At 60.3% G+C, this 20563-nt stretch carries 22 protein-coding genes; 18 read left to right on the forward strand and 4 right to left on the reverse strand.

Annotated features, from left to right (window positions below; all coding sequences use genetic code 11):
* Window positions 1-5 precede the first annotated feature (5 nt).
* The 3 genes from JUI81_RS22765 to JUI81_RS22775 form a co-directional block, all read right to left on the reverse strand.
* The gene (locus tag JUI81_RS22765; protein ID WP_204125082.1) at window positions 6-1454 is read right to left on the reverse strand and encodes an APC family permease; all 1449 of its coding nucleotides are present in this window, start codon (window positions 1452-1454) and stop codon (window positions 6-8) included.
* Between the two features lie 189 nt (window positions 1455-1643).
* Complete coding sequence (locus tag JUI81_RS22770) at window positions 1644-2384, reverse strand: IclR family transcriptional regulator (RefSeq protein WP_018927846.1); 741 nt, start codon at window positions 2382-2384, stop codon at window positions 1644-1646.
* Window positions 2385-2444: 60 nt separating this feature from the next.
* On the reverse strand, window positions 2445-3419 hold the full coding sequence (locus tag JUI81_RS22775; RefSeq protein WP_026286553.1) for a helix-turn-helix domain-containing protein: 975 nt from the start codon (window positions 3417-3419) through the stop codon (window positions 2445-2447).
* A gap of 214 nt (window positions 3420-3633) precedes the next feature.
* Here JUI81_RS22775 and JUI81_RS22780 point away from each other — a divergent pair, with 214 nt between their 5' ends.
* The 5 genes from JUI81_RS22780 (at window position 3634) to JUI81_RS22800 (ending at window position 8039) form a co-directional block, all read left to right on the forward strand.
* Window positions 3634-5010, forward strand: coding sequence for an aspartate aminotransferase family protein (locus JUI81_RS22780; protein WP_018927844.1), 1377 nt, complete (start codon window positions 3634-3636; stop codon window positions 5008-5010).
* A gap of 33 nt (window positions 5011-5043) precedes the next feature.
* Window positions 5044-6498, forward strand: coding sequence for an aldehyde dehydrogenase (locus JUI81_RS22785; RefSeq protein WP_026331604.1), 1455 nt, complete (start codon window positions 5044-5046; stop codon window positions 6496-6498).
* Between the two features lie 105 nt (window positions 6499-6603).
* The gene (locus JUI81_RS22790; RefSeq protein WP_018927842.1) at window positions 6604-7167 is read left to right on the forward strand and encodes a cytochrome b; all 564 of its coding nucleotides are present in this window, start codon (window positions 6604-6606) and stop codon (window positions 7165-7167) included.
* Between the two features lie 154 nt (window positions 7168-7321).
* A complete protein-coding gene (gene crcB, locus JUI81_RS22795; RefSeq protein ID WP_019578583.1) occupies window positions 7322-7705 on the forward strand; it encodes a fluoride efflux transporter CrcB in 384 nt (127 codons plus the stop codon).
* Window positions 7706-7715: 10 nt separating this feature from the next.
* Complete coding sequence (locus JUI81_RS22800) at window positions 7716-8039, forward strand: DUF190 domain-containing protein (protein WP_019578582.1); 324 nt, start codon at window positions 7716-7718, stop codon at window positions 8037-8039.
* Between the two features lie 121 nt (window positions 8040-8160).
* Here JUI81_RS22800 and JUI81_RS22805 read toward each other — a convergent pair whose 3' ends face one another.
* The gene (locus tag JUI81_RS22805; protein ID WP_018927839.1) at window positions 8161-9498 is read right to left on the reverse strand and encodes a hypothetical protein; all 1338 of its coding nucleotides are present in this window, start codon (window positions 9496-9498) and stop codon (window positions 8161-8163) included.
* A gap of 237 nt (window positions 9499-9735) precedes the next feature.
* Here JUI81_RS22805 and JUI81_RS22810 point away from each other — a divergent pair, with 237 nt between their 5' ends.
* From JUI81_RS22810 to antA, 13 genes are all read left to right on the forward strand, one after another.
* Entirely contained in the window at window positions 9736-10128 is a 393-nt protein-coding gene (locus tag JUI81_RS22810; RefSeq protein ID WP_019578580.1) for a DUF6152 family protein, read from the forward strand.
* A 62-nt stretch (window positions 10129-10190) separates the two neighbouring features.
* Window positions 10191-10973 (forward strand): hypothetical protein, encoded by a 783-nt coding sequence (locus tag JUI81_RS22815; RefSeq protein ID WP_028940851.1) that lies wholly within the window; start codon window positions 10191-10193, stop codon window positions 10971-10973.
* 32 nt (window positions 10974-11005) lie between these two features.
* Window positions 11006-12523, forward strand: a complete 1518-nt coding sequence (locus JUI81_RS22820) for an alpha/beta hydrolase domain-containing protein (RefSeq protein WP_204125083.1) — start codon at window positions 11006-11008, stop codon at window positions 12521-12523.
* A gap of 20 nt (window positions 12524-12543) precedes the next feature.
* Window positions 12544-13032, forward strand: a complete 489-nt coding sequence (locus tag JUI81_RS22825; protein WP_019578577.1) for a DUF6644 family protein — start codon at window positions 12544-12546, stop codon at window positions 13030-13032.
* A 32-nt stretch (window positions 13033-13064) separates the two neighbouring features.
* Window positions 13065-13553, forward strand: a complete 489-nt coding sequence (locus JUI81_RS22830; RefSeq protein WP_019578576.1) for a DUF6644 family protein — start codon at window positions 13065-13067, stop codon at window positions 13551-13553.
* A 38-nt stretch (window positions 13554-13591) separates the two neighbouring features.
* Window positions 13592-14314, forward strand: coding sequence for a DUF6162 family protein (locus JUI81_RS22835; RefSeq protein WP_204125084.1), 723 nt, complete (start codon window positions 13592-13594; stop codon window positions 14312-14314).
* The gene (locus JUI81_RS22840) at window positions 14311-15243 is read left to right on the forward strand and encodes a metal ABC transporter solute-binding protein, Zn/Mn family (protein ID WP_019649041.1); all 933 of its coding nucleotides are present in this window, start codon (window positions 14311-14313) and stop codon (window positions 15241-15243) included. The genes JUI81_RS22835 and JUI81_RS22840 overlap by 4 nt, the downstream gene beginning before the upstream one ends.
* Window positions 15240-15947: a metal ABC transporter ATP-binding protein gene (locus tag JUI81_RS22845; RefSeq protein WP_018927831.1), complete on the forward strand. Its 708-nt coding sequence runs from the start codon at window positions 15240-15242 to the stop codon at window positions 15945-15947. The genes JUI81_RS22840 and JUI81_RS22845 overlap by 4 nt, the downstream gene beginning before the upstream one ends.
* Entirely contained in the window at window positions 15944-16849 is a 906-nt protein-coding gene (locus JUI81_RS22850) for a metal ABC transporter permease (RefSeq protein WP_204125085.1), read from the forward strand. The genes JUI81_RS22845 and JUI81_RS22850 overlap by 4 nt, the downstream gene beginning before the upstream one ends.
* A gap of 35 nt (window positions 16850-16884) precedes the next feature.
* Window positions 16885-17841, forward strand: coding sequence for a metal ABC transporter solute-binding protein, Zn/Mn family (locus JUI81_RS22855; protein WP_204125086.1), 957 nt, complete (start codon window positions 16885-16887; stop codon window positions 17839-17841).
* Between the two features lie 30 nt (window positions 17842-17871).
* Entirely contained in the window at window positions 17872-18195 is a 324-nt protein-coding gene (locus JUI81_RS22860; protein ID WP_026331603.1) for a hypothetical protein, read from the forward strand.
* An 8-nt stretch (window positions 18196-18203) separates the two neighbouring features.
* Complete coding sequence (locus JUI81_RS22865; RefSeq protein WP_204125087.1) at window positions 18204-19028, forward strand: DUF4198 domain-containing protein; 825 nt, start codon at window positions 18204-18206, stop codon at window positions 19026-19028.
* A 149-nt stretch (window positions 19029-19177) separates the two neighbouring features.
* The gene (gene antA, locus JUI81_RS22870) at window positions 19178-20563 is read left to right on the forward strand and encodes an anthranilate 1,2-dioxygenase large subunit (RefSeq protein ID WP_018927826.1); all 1386 of its coding nucleotides are present in this window, start codon (window positions 19178-19180) and stop codon (window positions 20561-20563) included.

Below are 20563 nucleotides of genomic sequence, written 5' to 3' on the forward strand. Positions count from 1 at the left end.
GGGCCTTAAAGCTTGTGGCTGCCCAATGCCTGGTACCGTTGCGGCGACGCCTTGCGAAGTCGAGCCGCCAGGAACACGCCACCCAGCAGGGCCGCGGGAATGATCGCGCAGAGACTGTATGACAAGGCCAGGCTGGCGCCCGTCAGTACATCGAAATGCACCACCGCGAGTACCAGGACCGCCAAGAGGGCAATGCAAGAGAAACCGGGGAAAATCCGCCCACGCCAGGTCCCCACCTTGAGTTCGGGGTGACGCCGGAAAAAGAAAATAACCGCTGCGGACGTGAGCGCCATCAACAAAATCACGCACAGCGTGGCCAAGTTGGACAGCCAGGCAAACAGCTGCAGGATCGGATCGGCATCCATGGCGGCGAAAATCAGTACCACCACCGCTGAGATAAGGCTCTGCAACGCCGACCCCATATGAGGACTCTGGTGCACGCGATGGGTAGTGCCCAAGCGGTGCGGCAACAGGCCGTCACGCCCAATCGCGTAGAAGTAACGGGCCGCGGCGTTATGAAACGCCAGCAGGCCGGCATAGATACTGACCATGAACAGCACCCGGATAATCTGAGTCAGCCAGGGGCCGACAAAGTGGTCGGACATGCCGTAGATAAACGTCGTAGGGTCCTGCAAGGACTGCAGCATCGGCACGATCTTGTCCGCACCCACGCCCACCACCATCGACCACACCGACAGTGCGTAGAAACCACCGATCAGCAACACCGAGCAGTAGGTGGCAATCGGGATAGTACGCTGCGGGTTCTTGGCCTCTTCGCCGTAAATAGTCGTCGCCTCAAAGCCGATAAATGCCGCGAAGCAGAACAGCAAGCCGATTGACGGTGTGCCGCTGAACACATGACTGCGATCAAACGCATCAAGGTTGATGCCGCTGTCGCCGCCGGATTTGAGGATGGAAAAATCCAGGATCAGGATCGCCAGGTACTCGGCGATCACCATCACCGACAGTAGCCGCGCCGACAGGTCGATCTTGCGATACCCCAGAATCGCAATGCTTGCCATCGCCATCAGCGAGTAACACCACCACGGCAGCACCAGTGCGAACATGCTTTCCATGGTGCCACTGACCACCCCGCCGAACATGCCATACAACCCGACCTGAAGAATGTTATAGGCAAACATCGCCAACACCCCGGCCGCGCCGCCTGCCAGGCCACCCAAACCACGGGAGGTGAACGCATAAAAACCGCCGGCATTGGTCAGGTGCCGGGACATGGTGGTGTAACCCACCGAGAACGCGAGCAACACCAGCAACGCCAGGATCAGCAACGCCGGCGTGCCGGCACCGTTACCCAGCATGATGCCAATCGGGAAACCACCGGCGATCACACTTAAAGGGCTCGCCGCCGACACCACGAAAAAGATGATGAAACCAACACCCAGGGCACCACGCTTCAACTCCGTCGAACTGTTGATCGGGATAGATACGCTCATGTTCTTGACCTTATTGTATGAGGCAGTCGCTGTAGGATCGGTGCAGCAAGCCGTTCACCGTCACCGATAGAGCTTGTCGCTTTTATCGCACGCTGGATTCGATCCTATGCCTCACCGTGAACGCCCCGGTATCCCAAATCGGTAACCTGTTACGCCATCACCTGAACAGCGCCATCCGCCAGCCTGACCTCACTGCGAAGCGAGACGCGCCGTCAGTTCCGACGCCGCGCCGGTCACCAGGTCGCACAGATAGCCTTGCTGAAACGCACCGAACCGCTCACTGCGCCCCACCAGGGTCATGCTCCCGAGGACGCGCTGCTTTTCGTCGAAGATCGGCGCCGCGACGCCACTGCGTCCTGGGTGCAGCTCGCTTTCGCTGATGCAGTAGCCCTGTTTGCGGATGGCGAGCAGGCTCTTGATGAACGGTTTCCACTCCAGCCCCAGATGCTGCAATTCGGATGGGTTCACGTGCGCGTCGTAAACACGTCGGATTTGGCGCGGTAGCAGATAAGCCAGTACGACCCGGGAGGTCGCGCTGTGGAAAAGATCGATCGACCGCCCCCTGCCGCTACCGACCGGTCCAGCATCGGAGCCACGATGGATCAGCACGTTGACCACGGAGTCGCCATGCCACTCGCTGACCAGCGCGTCCAGGCCGGTGTCGACGACCAGGTTGTCGACCAGGTCCCGGCTGCATGCCAACAACGGATCGTAGTTCGTCATCAGATGCTCCAGCGTGACGATTCGCGGGCCGAGCGCATAACCGCGCGGTAATCGCTTCAAAAAGCCCGCGTCGCCCAGTTCGCGCAGATAACGATAGGCGGTGGCGGACGTGTAGCCGAGCTCCCGGCAAATGATGTCCACATCGATGACCGGTTGTTCCGGGCGAAACAGGTCGAAGACCATGAGCAGGCGGCGAAGGCTATTCATCTTTCTCTACATCCTTGTGAAGCCAACGGTCACCCCACACTGCTTTCAGCGGGCGGGTGTTCAGGCATGAGCGCAACCGGTGATGGCAGCACGGGGGGTATGGGACGGCAACTCTGCGAACAGCTCCTGGTACTCCGCCGCAAAATGGCTGAGGTGAAAGAAGCCCCATTGGGCAGCGGCATCGCCGATCGAGAGATGCGACGCGCGGGTGGACATCAAGGTCCGGCGTACACCGTTGAGCCTCACAGAGCGCAAGTAATTCAGCGGCGTCGTCTCGGCAACCGAGCGAAAGCTGTTCTGCACGGTACGCCGACTGACCTGGAGTCGCTGGCACAACTCGATCACGCTGGGCACGTCGATCATCTCCGCGGTCGCCAGACGGTGGCATTTCTCGACAATGAAGCTGCGCGTGGAGCTTGCGGAGCGTTGTTGCTTGTCGCATGCCGGGTCGGTCATGAGTTGCAGCAACTCGCCGAGCATCGCCTGTTCCAGCGCCAGCTCCCGCTCCCGATCTCGCGTGCTGTCGAGCTCTTCGTACACCAGGGCCTGGGAGAACATCGCCAGCAATCGGCGACGAGCGTCTGCAAAGCGCGGCGTGGAAACCCTGATCACCGGCTGACGCAGCAACAGGCTGACCTCCTTCGCCGAAGCCGTTTGCGCCAACGCCTGCTCGAACAATTCACGTTCGAAGGTGATCGACAGCAGCTCCATGCCCATCGGCATATGGAACATGAACTCCTCGCCACCGTGAAGAAAGAACAGGCTGCTATCGTCCGCCTCCCGTCCCTGCATCCGAATCGAACCCGGGGTGGTGATCGGCACGGCAAAGCACATCTTGCCTCGGGGAGCCACGCCGTGCTGCACGACACGCTGGTTGATCTGCTCGAGAAAGACGTGGACACCCGCCGTCGACAACTGCATCAGCGAACTCTCAGTCGAGCCTGCCGTTAGCTGACTGTAGTCCTGATTCCACTCCTGGACGGTGGCCGCATGAACATGGACGTCTCTGAAATGGCTGATAGTCTGATTTTTCATGATGTCGAAAGCCTCTGCCAATATTCTTGTTTTTAGATCGCCTTCCTATGCGATATTCGCACATAGTGAGAATTTTGCACAATTCTTTATGAGATTTTAAATTCACTGGACAGTGCGCTCAGGGCGGTCCACTCATATGCCAATTCGGGCTACCGGCCATACACACACCACGGAGATGATCAGCACACTTAAATCGACATCCAGAGTGAACGTCATGAGTGAAGCCAAACTTGAATCCCTCCATTTCGCGGATGCCCCGCGAATTACCTCCAGCACACTTCCCGGCCCCAAAACCAGCGAGGCCCTGGCGTTGTCGGCGCGTACCGAGTCGATGGCGCGCGGCGGCGGACGCATGCCGGTGGCCATGGACCGCGCCTTCGGCGCGACCTTCAAAGACCCGGATGGCAACACCTACATCGATTTGTCCGCCGGCGTGGGCGTCAGCAGCGTAGGCCGCTGCCATCCGAAGGTGGTGCAGGCGATCCGCGAACAGTCCGAAGTGCTGATGCATGCCCTGGAGGTCAACAGCACCCGGCGCACCGAGCTGGCGGCCAAGCTCTCCGAGATCGCGCCCGACGGCTTGCGTGGCGACTGCATCACCTTCTTCACGCAAAGCGGCAGCGATGCGCTTGAAGCAGCCATCAAGTTCGCCAAACGCATCACCGGGAGGCACCAGATCATCGCCTTTCATGGAGGCTACCACGGCGTGTGGAACGCCTCGGGTTCCCTGACGACAGGTACGGCATACCGCAAGGGTTACGGAGCCCAAATGGGCGGGGTGATTCACGCCCCCTACCCTTACGCCTACCGTTTCCCTTTCGACACCACTCACAAAAGCGCCGAGCAGATCGCCGGCGAATACGTGGACTACCTGTTGAACACCCCCTACACCGCCGCCGATGATGTGGCTGCCGTTATCGTAGAGCCGGTGCAGGGCGAAGGCGGCTACGTGCCTCCTTCACCAGAATTCCTGCAGCTGTTGCGCAAAGCATGCGACCGTAGCGGCACGCTGCTGATCGTCGATGAAGTGCAATCCGGCGCAGGGCGCACCGGCAAGATGTGGGCGGTCGAGCACTCGGGCGTGAAGCCGGACATGCTCACGTTCGGCAAAGGCATCGGCAGCGACCTGCCAATGGCGGGCCTGATCATGCGTTCGGACCTGGCGGCCGCGATTCCTGACGGATCGATGCCCAACACCTTTGCCGCCAACTCGTTGTCCGCGGCGGTGGCGCTGACCAACATCAGCATCCTGCAGGACCCGGAGCTCGATCTGCTCAACCGTGCGCACACGCTGGGGTTGGAGGCGCAGGAACGTATCCGTGGCTTCAACAGCCCGTTCGTCGCTGAAGTCCGCGGCCGCGGCCTGATGATCGGTATCGAACTGGTTGAAGACCCAGCCACCAAGGCTCCCCTGGCGCCCGAAAAAATCGGCCAGCTCATGGGTTACCTGCTGAACCACGGCGTGCTGATGATTCCCTGTGGTCGCTACAGCAACGTGATGCGAGTCATGCCGTCGCTGACGATCTCACGCTCGCTGTTCTTCAAGGCACTGGACATCTTCGGCGACGCCCTGGCTTCCCTTGAGGCATGACCCGACCACTGCACATCACTTATGGACCGCAAAATGACTGAGCACTTGAATCACTTCATCGAAGGCGCGTCCTTCGAAGCCTCCGACGGCCGTCGCATAAACCTCGTCAACCCCGTGACAGAACAGGTGTACGGCAGTTCCGCACAGGGCACGACTGAGGACGTGGACCGCGCAGTGGGGGCCGCACACCGCCAACTTGAGGGTGGCGCCTGGAGCCAGCTCGACGGCGCCCAGCGCGGTCGACTGCTATCTAAACTCGCTGACCTGGTTGAACGCGACAGCGAATTGCTGGCCGATCTGGACGCCAACGCCATCGGTCGCTCACCCATCGAACCGCGCCGGATGGACTTGCCCAACGCAATCGCCAACCTGCGTGCCGCCGCCGGCTGGGCCAACCAGCTTGAGGGACGCACCATTCCCACCGGTGGCTACTTCGGCACCAAGACCCTTTCGTACACGGTACGCGAGCCCGTGGGCGTGGTCGGCGCCATCGTTCCCTGGAATTCGCCGTTGATGATCACCGTCTGGAAGCTCGCCGCGTTGCTGGCGGCAGGCTGCACCGTGGTCATCAAACCTTCGGAAGAGACGCCGCAGTCTGCCCTGCACCTGGCGGTGCTGGCTCAGGAAGCGGGCTTTCCGGATGGCGTGATCAACGTGGTCACCGGCTATGGCAACGAGGTGGGTCGCGCCCTGTGCGAACACCCGCTCGTTGCCAAGATCAGCTTCACCGGCAGCCCCGAGGCCGGACGCGAAATCCAGCGCACCGCCGGTGTGCTGTTCAAGCGCGTGGCATTAGAGTTGGGCGGCAAGAGCCCCCAGATTGTCTTCGACGATGCCTCTTTCGAAGACGCGCTGCGCGGGTGTGCGCTCGGCCTGTTCGCCAACCAGGGCCAGGTCTGTGCGGCCGGCTCGCGCATCCTGGTGCACCGCAGCATTGCGGATCGCTTCGGCGCAGCGCTGGCCGATGCCGCAGAGGCAGTCAACGTGGGCGACCCTCGCCAGCCCGGTGTACAGATGGGACCGGTGGCCAAGAAAGCGCAATTCGATCGCGTTAACCGATACATCCAACTGGGTATCGACCAAGGCGCCTCGCTACTGGCCGGCGGTGTATCGACGCCAGAACGGGGCTGGTTTGTCCGGCCGACGATCTTCACCAACGCGAACAACGCCATGGCGATCGCCCAAGACGAAATCTTCGGGCCCGTCGGCACGCTGATCACGTTCGACAGCGAAGAGGAAGCTATCGCACTGGCCAATGACTCCTCCTACGGCCTGGCGGCCACGGTCTGGACGACCGACCTGGTGCGAGCGCACCGCGTAGCCGCTGCGGTGAAGGCCGGTGCCGTGGGTATCAACTGCTGGAGCCCGCTGGACGCCAACCTGCCCTGGGGCGGCGTAAAGACCAGCGGTATCGGCCGTGAAGGCGGGTTCGCCGGCGCGGTGGCCTACACCGAGGAGAAAGTCATCACCGTGCTGCTACCTTCCTGAGCACGATCCCTGTCCTGACCGAATAACCCTCCGGACCCTGTGCCGCGAGGGTTAGCGTTCAAAAGTGCATCCCTGATGCCGTTGATAATCAATGGAGAGACTGCGATGAACCCGATAGATCAACAAACAACCGATCGGTATCCGACGTCCCTGCGAATGTTGCACTGGGTGCGCGCCGCACTCATCGCGGGCCTCCTCTGGGCAGGCTGGCATATGACCGGTCTGAATGACGAAGTGGCGAGCAAGTACGAGCTCTATTACCCGTGGCACAAATCCTTTGGGCTGTTGGTGTTTCTGGTTGTCCTGACCCAGATCGCCCTGCGCTTTCGGACCCCCGTGCTTCCGCAGCCGCTGGAAACGCTGGCAAGTTATGAAAGGTTCCTGTCAAGGCTTACGCAGCGTGTCATGTATGCGCTCGTCGTGATCGTGCCGTTGATGGGCTACTCAATGTCGAGCACTTACACAATGAGCGACGGGGTGTTCTTTTTTGGGGTCAACCTGCCGGAACTCCTTCCGAAAAATGACAATTGGTTCGTCGTCTTCCAATGGCTGCACAAAGTGCTCGCCTACACCCTGCTCGGACTGATCCTGTTGCATGTCGTAGGCGCCCTCAAACACCGGTTTTACGACCGGGACCCTCGAAACGACGTCCTGCGCCGCATGCTGTAACTTGATGAGGCGTGGGCGCAAGATGTCCACGCCTTCGTGGCTCTGACCTGAGGGGGCCCGGTACAGTCACTTGCGTACGGGGTTCTTGAAGTCTTCAGTTCTGTTGTGCTTACCTGCTATCAGTTTGGCCCAGGTCTGACGAGGTGAGCCCGCCATGCTGAAATCACTCGCAGTTATCGCCGTTGGTGCGTCACTTGGTGCCTGGTTGCGCTGGCTCCTGGGCGTGAAGCTGAACGCCCTGTTCCCCACGATTCCCCCGGGCACGGTGGTCGCGAACATGGTCGGGGGCTACATCATTGGCCTGGCTATCGCGTTTTTGGCCGCCTCACCCACCTTGAGTCCTGAGTGGCGCCTGCTGATCATCACGGGTTTCTGCGGTGGGCTTACCACCTTTTCTACGTTTTCCGCCGAAACAGTTGCCCTGATCCAGGAAGGCAGACTGCTCTGGGCGCTCGGCTCAATTTCATTGCACGTCGTAGGCTCGTTGGTGATGACCGCTGCCGGGCTTTTGTCCTATCAAATCATTGGCATGCGATGAGGAGATGAAAATGAAAGGTTTTCTGGTGATTTTCTTCACTCAACAGAACCGCCGTTATCAGGGAAAGATGCTTGGCGAATGGATCGTCGATGTGGCCAAGGAGATGGGGCTGCGTGGTGCGACTCTCTCTACGGCTATCGAGGGTTTTGGACACACCGGTCGACTGCACTCTTCGCATTTTTTTGAACTCGCGGATCAGCCTACGGAGATTCGCATGGCTATCACCGAGGACGAATCCGAAAGGTTGCTCAAGAGGCTGGAGGCTGAGGAAATCTCTGTGTTCTACATAAAGACCCCAATCGAGATGGGCTTCGTCGGCAAAAAAACCACCTAGCCTGGCCCCTCCTCGATCGCCTGTTGCCTGGCGACCTCCCATCGGGAATGCGCCACCGCGGGTGGCGCCCCCGATCAAGATACCGGCAACAAACCTTCGTCGTTACGGCGTGAGCGGCGACTCAGAACGTCATCCACACGATGAACTGGAAGTAAGTGTTCGTTGATGCACTCCCGCTCTGCAGACCACCGTCCCCAAGCCACTTTTCAGGCTTGTAGAAGCCGACCAGAGGCGAGAGTGTGACGTTATCCGTCACCATCCAATCCAGAAAAAGGTCGACCTCACGTGCAGCGAAGTCCTGCTCATGCGTACGGGAGAGCTGGTGGTAGTTGAAGGCCATTGCGTTAAGGGTCAATTTATCGGTCGGCTTGACTGAGAGGAGCACGTCGTTGATCGCCATGTTCGAGGTCACTGAACCTGCGTAATTGGCGGCGACTTCACCCTGGTATCGCTTGCGAAAACCTCCCTGGAACAGAAAGTCGTAACCTTCGGAATAGCGCGAATATCGATAGCTCACCGTCGGTTGCCATTGGGTGTCGGCAAAGGTGTAGCCTGCTTCGAAGAACATCGCCCGCTGTGAGCCCGAGCGTTTTTCCTGACGTGCCACCTCGAACGCAAAGTCGGCATTCTCGATCCCGGCATTGCCCTGCCCACGAATGCTGTAGACGTTCATGCCCTTGCGCTCAAGCCGATCACCAAAGGCATATCGCTCGTCAACATCCAGGCCGTGCACGTACGTCGAACCGATCGAGCCGACGGGCGTCGTGTAGTCGAGGGTGGCGGCAGCCACTTCGGTCTTCGACTGCCCGGGGTTATCGGATTTGAGCCATATCAGGCTACCGTGCAGGCCCTCCTGACCACCCAGTTTCAAGACTGCCGTATTCCCGAACGCCAACCGCGGGCCAAGGTAAAAGGCGCCACCGCGATTGAACCGGCCATCCCTTACGCCCTCGATAGGGCTGAAGGCCTTCCCGGGGGCGAACCCGTCGTCAGTGATCAGGAAGCCGTCCACCGTAACGAGCTGCCGGCCAAAAGAGAAATCAACGCCGTCCTTGCCCAGTGCTGGAATCAGATCACCTGACTTCCAGCCCAGGTAGGCGTCTTCCACAGCCGTTCTTCTTTCATCCCCGACGGTGAGTCCTCCCGCGTCCCCATCGCCAAATGATCCCGTACTGATCCAGCTGAGCCCACCATAGACGGAACCGGCATTGATCTTGTTTGTCGTGCCGTTGAGACCGTACTTGGCGAAGCCTTCTTGCCAGCGCATCCTGCCGGGCTCCCTCTCAGGGTCGCCAATGTAGTTTTTCTCGCTGCCGAACCAGCCAAACGCCGCCGACAGGTCGGCGTTCAGGACGGTTCCACCATCGTCTTCGTTGTAGAGCTGGTAGGCGTGTACCTGCGGCTCAAATGTACAGAGTGCGACCAGCGAAAGTAATGGGGCGTAACTGAGGGTGCGCATGACGTCTCTCCTGTTTTTATATTTATGAGGCGAGCCATGAGTGTTCCGGCTTGGGTCGCGCAAGCGGTAACCCAAATCAGCACTTTCAAGGGGCTGGCCGTCCATCCCTTCGCGCGATACCTCCCCCACTGCAAAACATCCTCAGCGCCTTCAATAGTTGCCGTTTTGGGCTACGGCCTCTGAGCGCACTCCCCCTATGCTGGGCCCATAAGAACCATAAGAACCGAGGCACCTGTCATGACCCCTTTGTCACCCTCCCCGCTGTTACGTCAGGGGCTTTGTCTTCTGACCCTCTTCGCCTGCAGTGCCCTGGCACCTGTTGCCAGTGCTCACCATTCGTTCGCGCTTTTCGACCAGACCCAGACCGTCTCGATCAAGGGTGTCGTCGAGCGCTTTGCCTGGACCAATCCCCACATCACGATTTACGTCGATACGCCCGGCCCGCCGGCCCAGCGATTCAAGATCGAAACGGGCAGTGTCAACGCGTTACAGCGCACGGGCTGGACCGCTGAGTCGATCAAGGCCGGCGAGACTGCCGAGGTGTCCTTCAAACCGTTGAAAAACGGTGAGCCAGGCGGGCTGCTCGTGGAAATCAAGAGCGGAGACGTCGTACTCACGGGCGGCGGATGAGAAGTCCCTCCCCGGCTTCCTGACGAACTCACCGACCAGACCAGCAGCGTGGAGACGTTTCAATGAAACCGACACGAACCTTGAACACGGCAATGATCTTCCTGGGCATCGCCCTCGTGACTGCCGCCGGGATGTGCAGCGCCGCAACACCTTCGAAACCTCTAAGCGACAAACACAGCGTCAGCGCACGCCCCGACATCAGCGGCACCTGGGAACGAACCCCGGACGACTGGTTCGGTGAGAACCCCGACAACCCGGTGCACCCGGGTGGGCCGATGGACCTGAAGGCGCCCTATGCCGACGAATACGTCGCGCTGAAGAAGAAGCAAGCCGCTGCGAACGAGGCCGGAACGCCGTTGGCCACAACAAGTTCCAGATGCCTGCCCGAGGGAATGCCAACGTTGATGGCGGCGCTCTTCCCGATCCAGATCATTCACGACGACAAGCAAGTGATTGTCCTCGGTGAGTATCTCCAGCAGGTCCGCCGGATTCTCTTGAACGAAGCGATGCCTGCAAAAGAGACCCTGGACCCTAAATATCAAGGCCATTCACGCGGCCATTGGGAAGGCGACACGCTCGTCGTGGAAACACAACGAGTGCGAACGGACGTGAGTTTCTACGACGTTCCACACGGCAAGGACATGAAGATCATCGAACGCATCAGGCTGACGGCGCCGGATCACCTGGAGAACCAGGTCGTGATCGAGGACCCACAGGTGCTCAAGACCCCGTATCGCTTCACGTTCGAGTACAAACGGTCCAACTACGCCATTCAAGAGTATGTCTGCGAGAACAATCAGATCGTGATCGATAAAGAGGGCAAGGCATCCCTCAGTCTCGAGTGAAGTCGCCATTAATCGTCATCGGAGCTGACCAAATGGAAAGACTGACAACCCTCAGCATCCTGCGGCCGACGCTGCAAAGCGCCCTGCTGTTGCTGATCCTCACGTCGAACACATTCGCCGAGGTGCCCGAGGTGCCCCGCATGCCCACGGCCATCGCGGTGCCGCCCTCCGGCAAGCCACCGCTCTCGTCGGCGAAACGCCCGGGCACCGAATACAGCGACCTCGACAAGTACGGCTACATCGAGGAGGAGTTTTACCTGCAAGGCGTTGCCCCGGCCATTACCGCTTCGGGCAAAACCCTGTTGGAGGCGCCTTACACCACACGCATTCTGGTGCGCAAACCGGCTGACCCCGCGCGCTTCAATGGCACGGTCGTGATCGAGCCGTTCAGTTGGTTCGGCGAGCGCGCCGCGGGATGGATCCTGACCCGCGACTATTTGCTGCGTCGCGGCTACGCGTACGTCGGGTACACGCTGAATGTGAACAAGCCGCCAGTCGATCCCAAGTTCATCTCGGACACCCCGGCTGCCGAGGCCGAGCAGATCGCTCAGTACGGACGGATCGTGAACTTCGAGTTCATGCGCCGCTTCGACTTTGCACGCTACGCGCCGCTGGGCACCTATTACGACCCGGAACACTTCACCCGCGGTGAAGCTCCCGATCCGTTCGCTCCACAGTCCCAGGGCATCGGGGCGCAACTGGCGTTGCTGCTGAAAACCAATGCAGCGCAAAGCCCGTTGGCAGGTCTCGATGTTCAACGCATCTACGTCAATAGCTGGGCCGTAACCGCGCAAGTCTGGATGGACTACCTCGACCAGGGCCGGCACCAGCAATGGCGCATGCCCGACGCAAGGCCGCTGATCGATGCCTACATGACCGGCCGCATGGCCTACGGAGAAGTGGGCGGCGACGTCATCCGGGTGCCGCGCCATACGCCCGATGGCGTGCCGTTCGTGACCGTCTACAGCCAGTCCGAACTGATGCACGACGTGATCGAAGGCATCAACCTGCCGCCGGACACCGACAGCCCGCAGATTCGCTACTACGAAGTGACCGGCATGCCACACCTGCGGCTGGCCGACCTTGGTACGGAGCATACCGAACAGCTCGCTGCCGACATCGGCAAGGGCGACGACCCACGGTGCCGGACGCTGTACGACGAACCGGCGGAACTGATCGTCTCGGCGCTCCTGGATCGCATGGACCAATGGGTGCGCCAAGGCAAACCCATGCCGAATGCTCCGCGGGTCGCCCGCGATGGCAAGACCGCCGCGCGCGACCCTGTTACCGGCAACCTGCAAGGGGGCGTACGCCCACCGTGGATCCAGGTGCCCAGTGCGACCTACCTCACGGATCAGGAGACCGGCTGCGGACTGATCTACGACACCAAGGTGCCTTACTCCAGGGACGTCCTTGGCCAGCGTTATGGAAGCTTCAGCAACTACGAACAGAAATTCGAAGACGCCAAGGCCCTTTCGATCAAGGAAGGGTACCTACTGCCAGAAGATGCGGCGGGTCTGCGCTCGATCGCAAAGCCTCAAGACTTCTAACCCATTGGGAAGAACAGCAAATGTCATCATCACTCATCATTGCCTGGATCTATGCGTCACCTTTGAGCACAGCCATCCGGGACATTCTCTGGATCATACCCACCGTCCAGAGCATTCATATCCTCGCTATCACAGTGCTCTTCGGCTCTGCGGTCATCTCCGATCTTCGGCTGGCGGGTGTGTTCGCCACGGACGAGCCCTTGCGTGGCGTCGTTCGCCGGTACTACCCGTGGATGCGCAATGCGCTCCTCGTCCTGCTCTTCACGGGGTTGATCATGATCATCGCCGAGCCTGATCGCGTACTCGTCAACTCGACCTTCTGGCTGAAGATGGCGCTGGTCGTGAGTGCGTTCACGCTGACCTTGCTTCTGCGGCGCCCCCTTCTGCGCCCTGCCGACGATGCACAACGTGATGACAAGCCTCCTCTTGTCAAAGCGCTAGCCTGGCTGTCGATCGGCTTGTGGTGCGTCGTCATCATCTGTGGTCGCTGGATCGCCTACGCGATCTAAGCGTATTCAACGAAAGCTCCCAGGTATTCGCCATGGACATTCAACCAACACTACAAGCCCTCCAGGACACCTCTGTCGCCACCTTCATCCGAGAGTCGGGCTCCGTCTTTCCAGCCCTTGAATCGGTACATGTGATCGGCATCGCTCTTGTGTTCGGGACCATCGCCGTCGTCGATTTGCGTCTGCTCGGCGTTGCCTCCCATCGCCGCAGCGCGCTACGGCTGATAAAAGATTTGCTGCCGTTCACCTGGGTCGCTTTCGTGGCTTGCGTGATCACCGGCCTGCTCATGTTCGCCGCCAATGCCACGACCTATGCCGAGAACACCGCATTCTTGTGCAAGATGGGCGTGTTACTGCTGGCGGGGCTCAACATGGGGGTATTCCATTTGGGCGTCTTTCGCCGCATTGCCGAATGGGACACAACGCTAACGCCTCCCAGCCAGGCGCGTGTCGCAGGGTTCAGTTCGTTGGCATTGTGGGCGGGCGTGGTGTTCCTCGGCCGCTGGATCGCGTTTCTCTGATGGCTCGTCTATCGCCGCGTCGCGCATCCGGTGCAGATATGCCCAGCGATCACGCAAACAGCTCAATCAAGGTGGTGCGCCCGGTATCCGGCCGATGGGAATCACTGGCATTGTTGCTTGCGGCCCTGGCAGTCATCGCCAGCGTGGCAGGCTATATAACGCTGCGACCCCAGAAAGTCGGCCCACCGATAACCTTGAGCTGGCAGGTGCGTTCCTTCGATGGCCTGGGTGCGGTCGATCAGGCGATTCACAGCGCTCTGCTGCCGGCCGGTGAAGAAATCATCTGGTTCAACAACGATACCGGCGGCTGGATCACGCTGGAGCGTGCGCAGAAAATCTTGCTGCCGCCCTTCTACCGTGACGCCTTCTGGAAGACCAATGGCGAGGTGCAGTGGCAATTGATTCTGCCTGGCACTCACCTGCCGCATGCCGCTTCCGGCGACGTGCACGCCGATGCGCCTGTCACCCCGCCGGACCAGACCGCCAACAAGGTGTCGCAAGCCACCCAGGGCCAGGGCGCTACGGTCTATTACGGCTCGGGCGGCCGCGCGCCGGGCCAGAGCGCCTACCTGCTCGTCATCGGTCACGCGCATGCCGGTGTCATGTGGGCCAACCAAGCGACGATCTGGGTCCACCGCGACCCGAACGCGCCCTACCCTGGCATCGTCAAGCCCGAATCGCTGGTCGGCGATGGCTGGCGCCAGGTCATCCCTTACAACGGTGCCAGCGAAGTCGAACGCGTAAAAGGAACCCAGCCATGACCGTTTCTACGAAACACCGCGCACTGTGGCGCCGATGCATCGCGCTATTGCTGCTGATACCCGCCATCGCACTCGCCAGCCCGGCTCCCTCTTCGGGCAAGAAGCTCAAGATCGGCGTCACACTGCATCCCTACTACAGCTTCGTGGCAAATATCGTTGGAGATCGGGCGGAGGTCGTTGCGCTCATCCCAGCGGAGGCGAATCCGCACAATTACCAGCCGCAGCCCGATGACATCACCCGCGCGATGAATATCGATGTTCTGGTCGTCAACGGCATCGGACACGATGAATGGGCCTTCCAAATCCTCAAGGCCGCTGGCCGCGGGGCGACCCTGCCGATCATCCAGGCCAATGCCTCGGTTGCGCTCATTCCAATCGGCGGCGGCCAGGACGGCGTCAAGGTGGTCAATCCGCATACCTTCGTATCCACCACGGCAGCGATACAACAGGTCTTCGAGATCACTCGCCGGCTGGGGGAGCTGGACCCGGACAACGCTGCAGCGTATCGACAAAACGCCCTGGCGTATGCCGCGCGTATCCGGGCGCTAAGGGCCGGCTTCATGACCCGTTTCGCCGCGCTGGATTTGTCTTCCTTCCGGTGCGCGACAACGCACGCTGGCTACGACTACATGATGCAAGAGTTCGGCCTGTTCGTGAGTGCGGTGATCGAGCCGCGTCACGGCGTCGCGCCGACTGCGCGCCAGTTGGCCAACACCATCGACGCGATCAAGAAGGCCAATGTGCGTGTGCTTTTTGCCGAGAAGAATTTCTCCCTCGACCTGGCCAAGCCTATCGAGGCAGCCACCGGCGTGAAGGTGTTCGCGCTGTCTCACATCACTGGCAATACCTATAGCCCGGACGAATTCGAGGTGGCGATGCGTGAAAACCTCGAGACCTTGGCCGAAGCCGTTGAGTTTACGCAGCGATGAACGCGATGAAGGAGGAACAAGCGATGCGCGGCCCCGCCATAGTGTTCGATGACGTCTCCCTGCAATTGGGAGGTACGCAAGTGCTCGACAAAGTGAGCTTCCGGGTAGAAGCCGGTGCGCTGCACTGCCTGGTAGGCCCGAACGGCGGCGGCAAGACTTCACTGGTGCGTGCGCTGCTGGGCCAGATGCCGCATTCAGGGACGGTCCGGTTCGAAGGCGAGGTCACGACACCCATGGGGTATGTCCCGCAATTGCCGGACTTCGACCGCAACGTGCCGATGACGGTCAACGACATCATGGCCCTTCTCGGTCAACGCAGGCCGGCCTTCCTGGGCTCAAGCCGATCTGCCAAGGCGGCCAATGCCCAAGCACTGGAGCGCACCGGCGTGGCCGGAATGGGCGCAAAACCTTTTGGCAGCCTGTCCGGTGGCCAGCGTCAGCGAGTGCTGCTGGCCCAGGCGATCAGCCCGGCGCCCTGGCTACTGATCCTTGACGAACCGACCGCCGGCATCGACGAACCGGGTGTGCGACTGGTGGAGGCGCTGGTGGCCGAGCTGAACGGCCGCGGCGTCACCATCCTCTGGATCAACCATGACCTGGAACAAGTCAGGCGCATCGCGCAATCGGTGACCGTTATCAACCGGCGGGTGCTGTTCCATGGTTCGCCCGACCAGGTCGCCTACCCTCTGGAGGCTACCCAATGAGTGCCCTGTACGAATTGATTCGCAACCAGCTCCAGGCGCTTGCCGCGAGTGGCATCCTGCCGCAACCGTTCGAGTACGAGTTCGTGATCAATGCGCTGCTCTGTGCAGTGCTCATCGGACCGCTACTGGGCGTGCTGGGCTCGATGGTGATGATCAAGCGCATGGCGTTCTTCAGTCAGGCCGTCGGTAATGCGGCGATGACCGGCGTTGCCATTGGCGTGCTGATCGGCGAGTCCTACACCTCCCCCTACTTCTCAATGTTCGGCTTTTGCCTGCTGTTCGCCCTGACGCTGAAGTACACGCAGCACCGCACCACGCTGGCCAATGACACGCTGATCGGCGTGTTCTTGTCCATCTCGCTGGCGGTCGGGGCCTCGTTGCTGCTGTTCGTGTCGGCGAAGATCAACACGCACGTAATGGAAAGCGTGCTGTTCGGTTCCATCCTGGCGGTCGACTACACCGACATGAACGTGCTGCTTGTGGTAACGGCGACGTGTGCTCTGCTCGGACTGCCGATGTACAACGGCATGCTGTTGGCCAGCCTCAATCCGAGCCTGGCACATGCTCGCGGCGTGCGCGTGCGAAGCGTCGAGTACCTGTTTGTCGTACTGGTCACCCTGGTGACGGTAGCCTGCCTGAAAATCATCGGCGCAGTACTCGTCGAAGCCCTTCTGCTCATACCGGCCGCGGCAGCACGCAACATCAGCCATTCGCTCCCGGGGCTGGTCGTGCGCGCCATCCTGATCGCGACTTTTTCCTGCGTGGTCGGCATCCTGGCACCCATGCAATTCCACATCCCCGTACCGACAGGCGGCGCAATCGTGATCGTCGCCGCCCTGGTGTTCGTCGCCACCACCGTCATCCGCGCTACCGGGGCCCGATTCAGAGGTGCCAGCGTATGAAATGGCTTTGCATGTCACGTCGACCCTGGCTAGCGATGCTGCTACTGCTGCTGGGCAATCCGCTTTCTGCCTTCGCGGATACCGGCAGGCAGCAGGTGCTTGTCGCACTGCCGGCGGTGTATGCGCTCACCTCGACGCTCAGCGACGGCACAACCCTCAAGGTCGTCCGCCTTCCGGCAGACGCTGCCGTGCCCATGGAAAGCCAGGCCAACGCGCTGTCGCGCCTGGAGCCCGCCGTGTTCCAGCAGGCCACCGCCGTGGTTACCCTGGGTAACCTCTGGCGCGCGGATCCGCTTTACACCACGGCACGTCGCCACAATCTGCGAATCGTCGAGATCGATGCCTCGCACTCATGGGACACCGTCAAGCCCGGAGTGGCCGTGGCCCGCGTGCCATCGAACGACGTTCCCTGGGCAACCGAACGCGACGTCGATGGCGGACTGTCGCCGTACGCCTGGCTCGGCCCCGTCAACGCCATGCGCATGTCGGCGATTATCGCTACCGACCTGGCACGCCTGTCTCCCCCCGATGCGCCTCGGATAGAGCGCAACCTCGCCGCACTCGAAGGCCGATTGCGCCAGCTCAAGGCCAACTACGGTGCCCGGCTGCTGGCAGTGCCGGATCTGCGCGTGCTGTCGCTGGCCGATGAGTTCACCTACTTGTTCGGCGAGTTCGGGATTTTTGTCGACGGCTGGTTCGTCCGACAGGACATCGACTGGAGCGACGCCGACTGCACCGCACTGACCCGATACCTGCGCGAGCGTGACATCCACGTGGTGGTCCACAAGTGGGCACCGGACGCCAGGATTGCCAAGGCCATCGAGGACGGCGGCGCACGGTTGTTGATACTGGACGCCGGCAACCCGGGAATGCTCGCCGACGCGGCCAACGGGTACGAAGCACTCCTGAGTTCGAACCTGGATTCCTTACTGACGGCCTTCGCGCCACCTGGCCCCAATACGAGCGGCGATCACAAATCGCCGCTCCAATGATCAACCTCGACCGTGGAGATCGAAGACCTTATGAAACCCCTAGGCTCAGCACATCGGATACTGATCGCCGGCGCCCTGGTGTTCTGCCAGGCAGCCTTCGCTCATGGCCCCGTCTTCGACTGCTACATCGAGAGCGATGATCTGGTGAAGTGCGAGGCGGGTTACACCGACGGCAGCTCCGCCGCTGGCAGAAAAGTCCATGTCCAGGACACCAGCAACAAGGTGTTGCTCGAAGGAAACGTCGGCACCGACAACACCTACGCATTCCAGCCCCCAGCCGGGAAATACTCCGTTGTGTTCATGGGCGGAGACAACCATCAAGCCACGATTCAATCATCCGACATTTCAAGGTGAAATCGACCATGCCGATCAAACGACGACTGCTCCAGGCACTTGCCGCCGTTACATTAGGTTGCCTGACAGGCGCTGCACAGGCCCATTTCCAGATGCTCTACGTCGAGGAAACGGCGCTGCCGCGTGCGGATAAACTGGAGTTCGCGCTGGTGTTCACGCATCCCTTCTCCAGCGGCCCCACCATGACCATGGATGAACCCCGCGCCTTTAGCCACATCAGCTCGCACGGCGGGGAAAAAATCGATCTGCGCCAATACTTGCGCCCTGTCCAGTGGCAGAGTCGCGATAACCAAACGACTGCCTATCGTGCGTCGATTCCGCGGGAGTTGGTTCGCTCACTGGGTGACCATATCTTCGTACTCGAGCCCGAGCCCTACCTGGAAACCGAGGAAGACGTCTACATCCAACAGTTCACCAAGCTGATCGTGAACGTGGGCGGAGTGCCCGGCAACTGGGCAGAACCACAAGGGTTGCCGGTTGAGATCCAGCCACTGAACAAGCCTTATGCAAACTGGACAGGCGGAGTGTTCCGCGCCTTGGTGCTGGCCGATGGCAAGCCCGTTCCGTTCGCCGAAATCGAAATCGAATACATCAACCATTCCGTCGATATCGAGAAAAACGCCTTCGGCCAGCAAGACTATGTAACGGCACCTCAAGCTTCATTCAAGTCCCTGAGCACCTACACGGACGCCCAGGGCGTCGTGACCATCGGCCTGCCCCGGGCCGGCTGGTGGGGTATTGCAGCGCTCGACATCGGTACAACGAAAACCCACAAGGGCAAGCCCTTGTCGCAAGACGCGGTGCTGTGGGTGCAGGCCAGGGATATGAAATGAAAAGCGCATAAAGCAACCGCGCCTGATAGCCCTCACGGAAAGCGCCCCCCCTCAGAAACGGATAGATATCGCCTCGAATCCGGATAGATGCACCGCACAGAAAGGCTTTCAATCAGGTCGTGCCTAAAACTACAAAAAGGGTGTACCTGATGAACAGCTCTAGAAGCATTGCGCAGTGGCAAGATTACATTCAGGGTTGCCTGGATTTTCGGCCGGCCGAAGGTATTTACCGTGTCGCCCGTGACATGTTCACAGAGCCGGAACTGTTCGACCTGGAGATGGAGCTGATCTTCGAGAAGAACTGGATCTACGCCTGCCACGAGAGTGAAATCGCCAATCCCAATGATTTCCTGACGATGCGTGCAGGTCGTCAGCCGATGATCATCACCCGCGATGGGAGCAATCAACTCCACGCGCTGATCAACGCTTGCCAGCACCGGGGCGCGACCCTGACTCGCGTCAGCAAAGGCAACCAATCTACCTTTACCTGTCCGTTCCACGCCTGGTGTTACAAAAGTGACGGCCGTCTGGTCAAGGTCAAGGCCCCAGGTGAATACCCGGAGGGTTTCGACAAAGCAACACGCGGCCTGAAGAAGGCCCGGATCGAGAGCTACAAGGGCTTCGTCTTTATCAGCCTGGACGTCAATGGCAGCGACTCGCTGGAAGACTACCTCGGCGATGCCAAAGTGTTCTTCGACATGATGGTCGCGCAGTCTCCGACCGGCGAACTGGAAGTACTGCCCGGCAAGTCGACCTATAGCTATGACGGCAACTGGAAACTGCAGCACGAAAACGGCCTGGATGGTTATCACGTCAGCACCGTGCACTACAACTACGTCTCCACGGTGCAGCATCGCCAGCAAGTCAATGCGGCCAAGGGCGGCGGCTCCGACACGCTGGACTACAGCAAGTTGGGCGCCGGCGATGCCGAAACCGACGACGGCTGGTTCTCGTTTAAGAATGGCCACAGCCTCTTGTTCAGCGACATGCCCAACCCGACTGTACGCGCCGGTTATGCCAGCGTGATGCCGCGTCTGGTGAAGGAATACGGCCAGCAACAAGCCGAGTGGATGATGCATCGTCTACGCAATCTCAACATCTACCCAAGCCTGTTCTTCATGGATCAGATCAGCTCGCAGCTGCGTATCGTGCGCCCAGTGGCCTGGAACAAGACCGAGATCACCAGCCAGTGCATCGGCGTCAAGGGTGAGTCCGACGCAGATCGGGAAAACCGGATTCGCCAGTTCGAGGACTTCTTCAACGTTTCAGGCATGGGCACTCCCGACGACCTGGTGGAATTTCGCGAGGCCCAGCGCGGATTCCAGGCTCGCCTCGAGCGCTGGAACGAAGTATCCCGCGGCAGTGAAAAATGGGTCGAAGGCCCCACCCCGAACAGCGAGGTTTTGGGCATCAATCCGGTACTGACCGGCACCGAGTTCACGCATGAGGGGCTCTACATCAATCAGCACGGATCCTGGCAGCGCTTCCTTCTGCAAGGTCTGGCACAAAAAGCCCTGAAGTTGAAGGAGGTGTGA

Origin of the sequence: Pseudomonas sp. 008, from assembly GCF_016861935.1 — a bacterium.
Lineage (GTDB): Bacteria > Pseudomonadota > Gammaproteobacteria > Pseudomonadales > Pseudomonadaceae > Aquipseudomonas.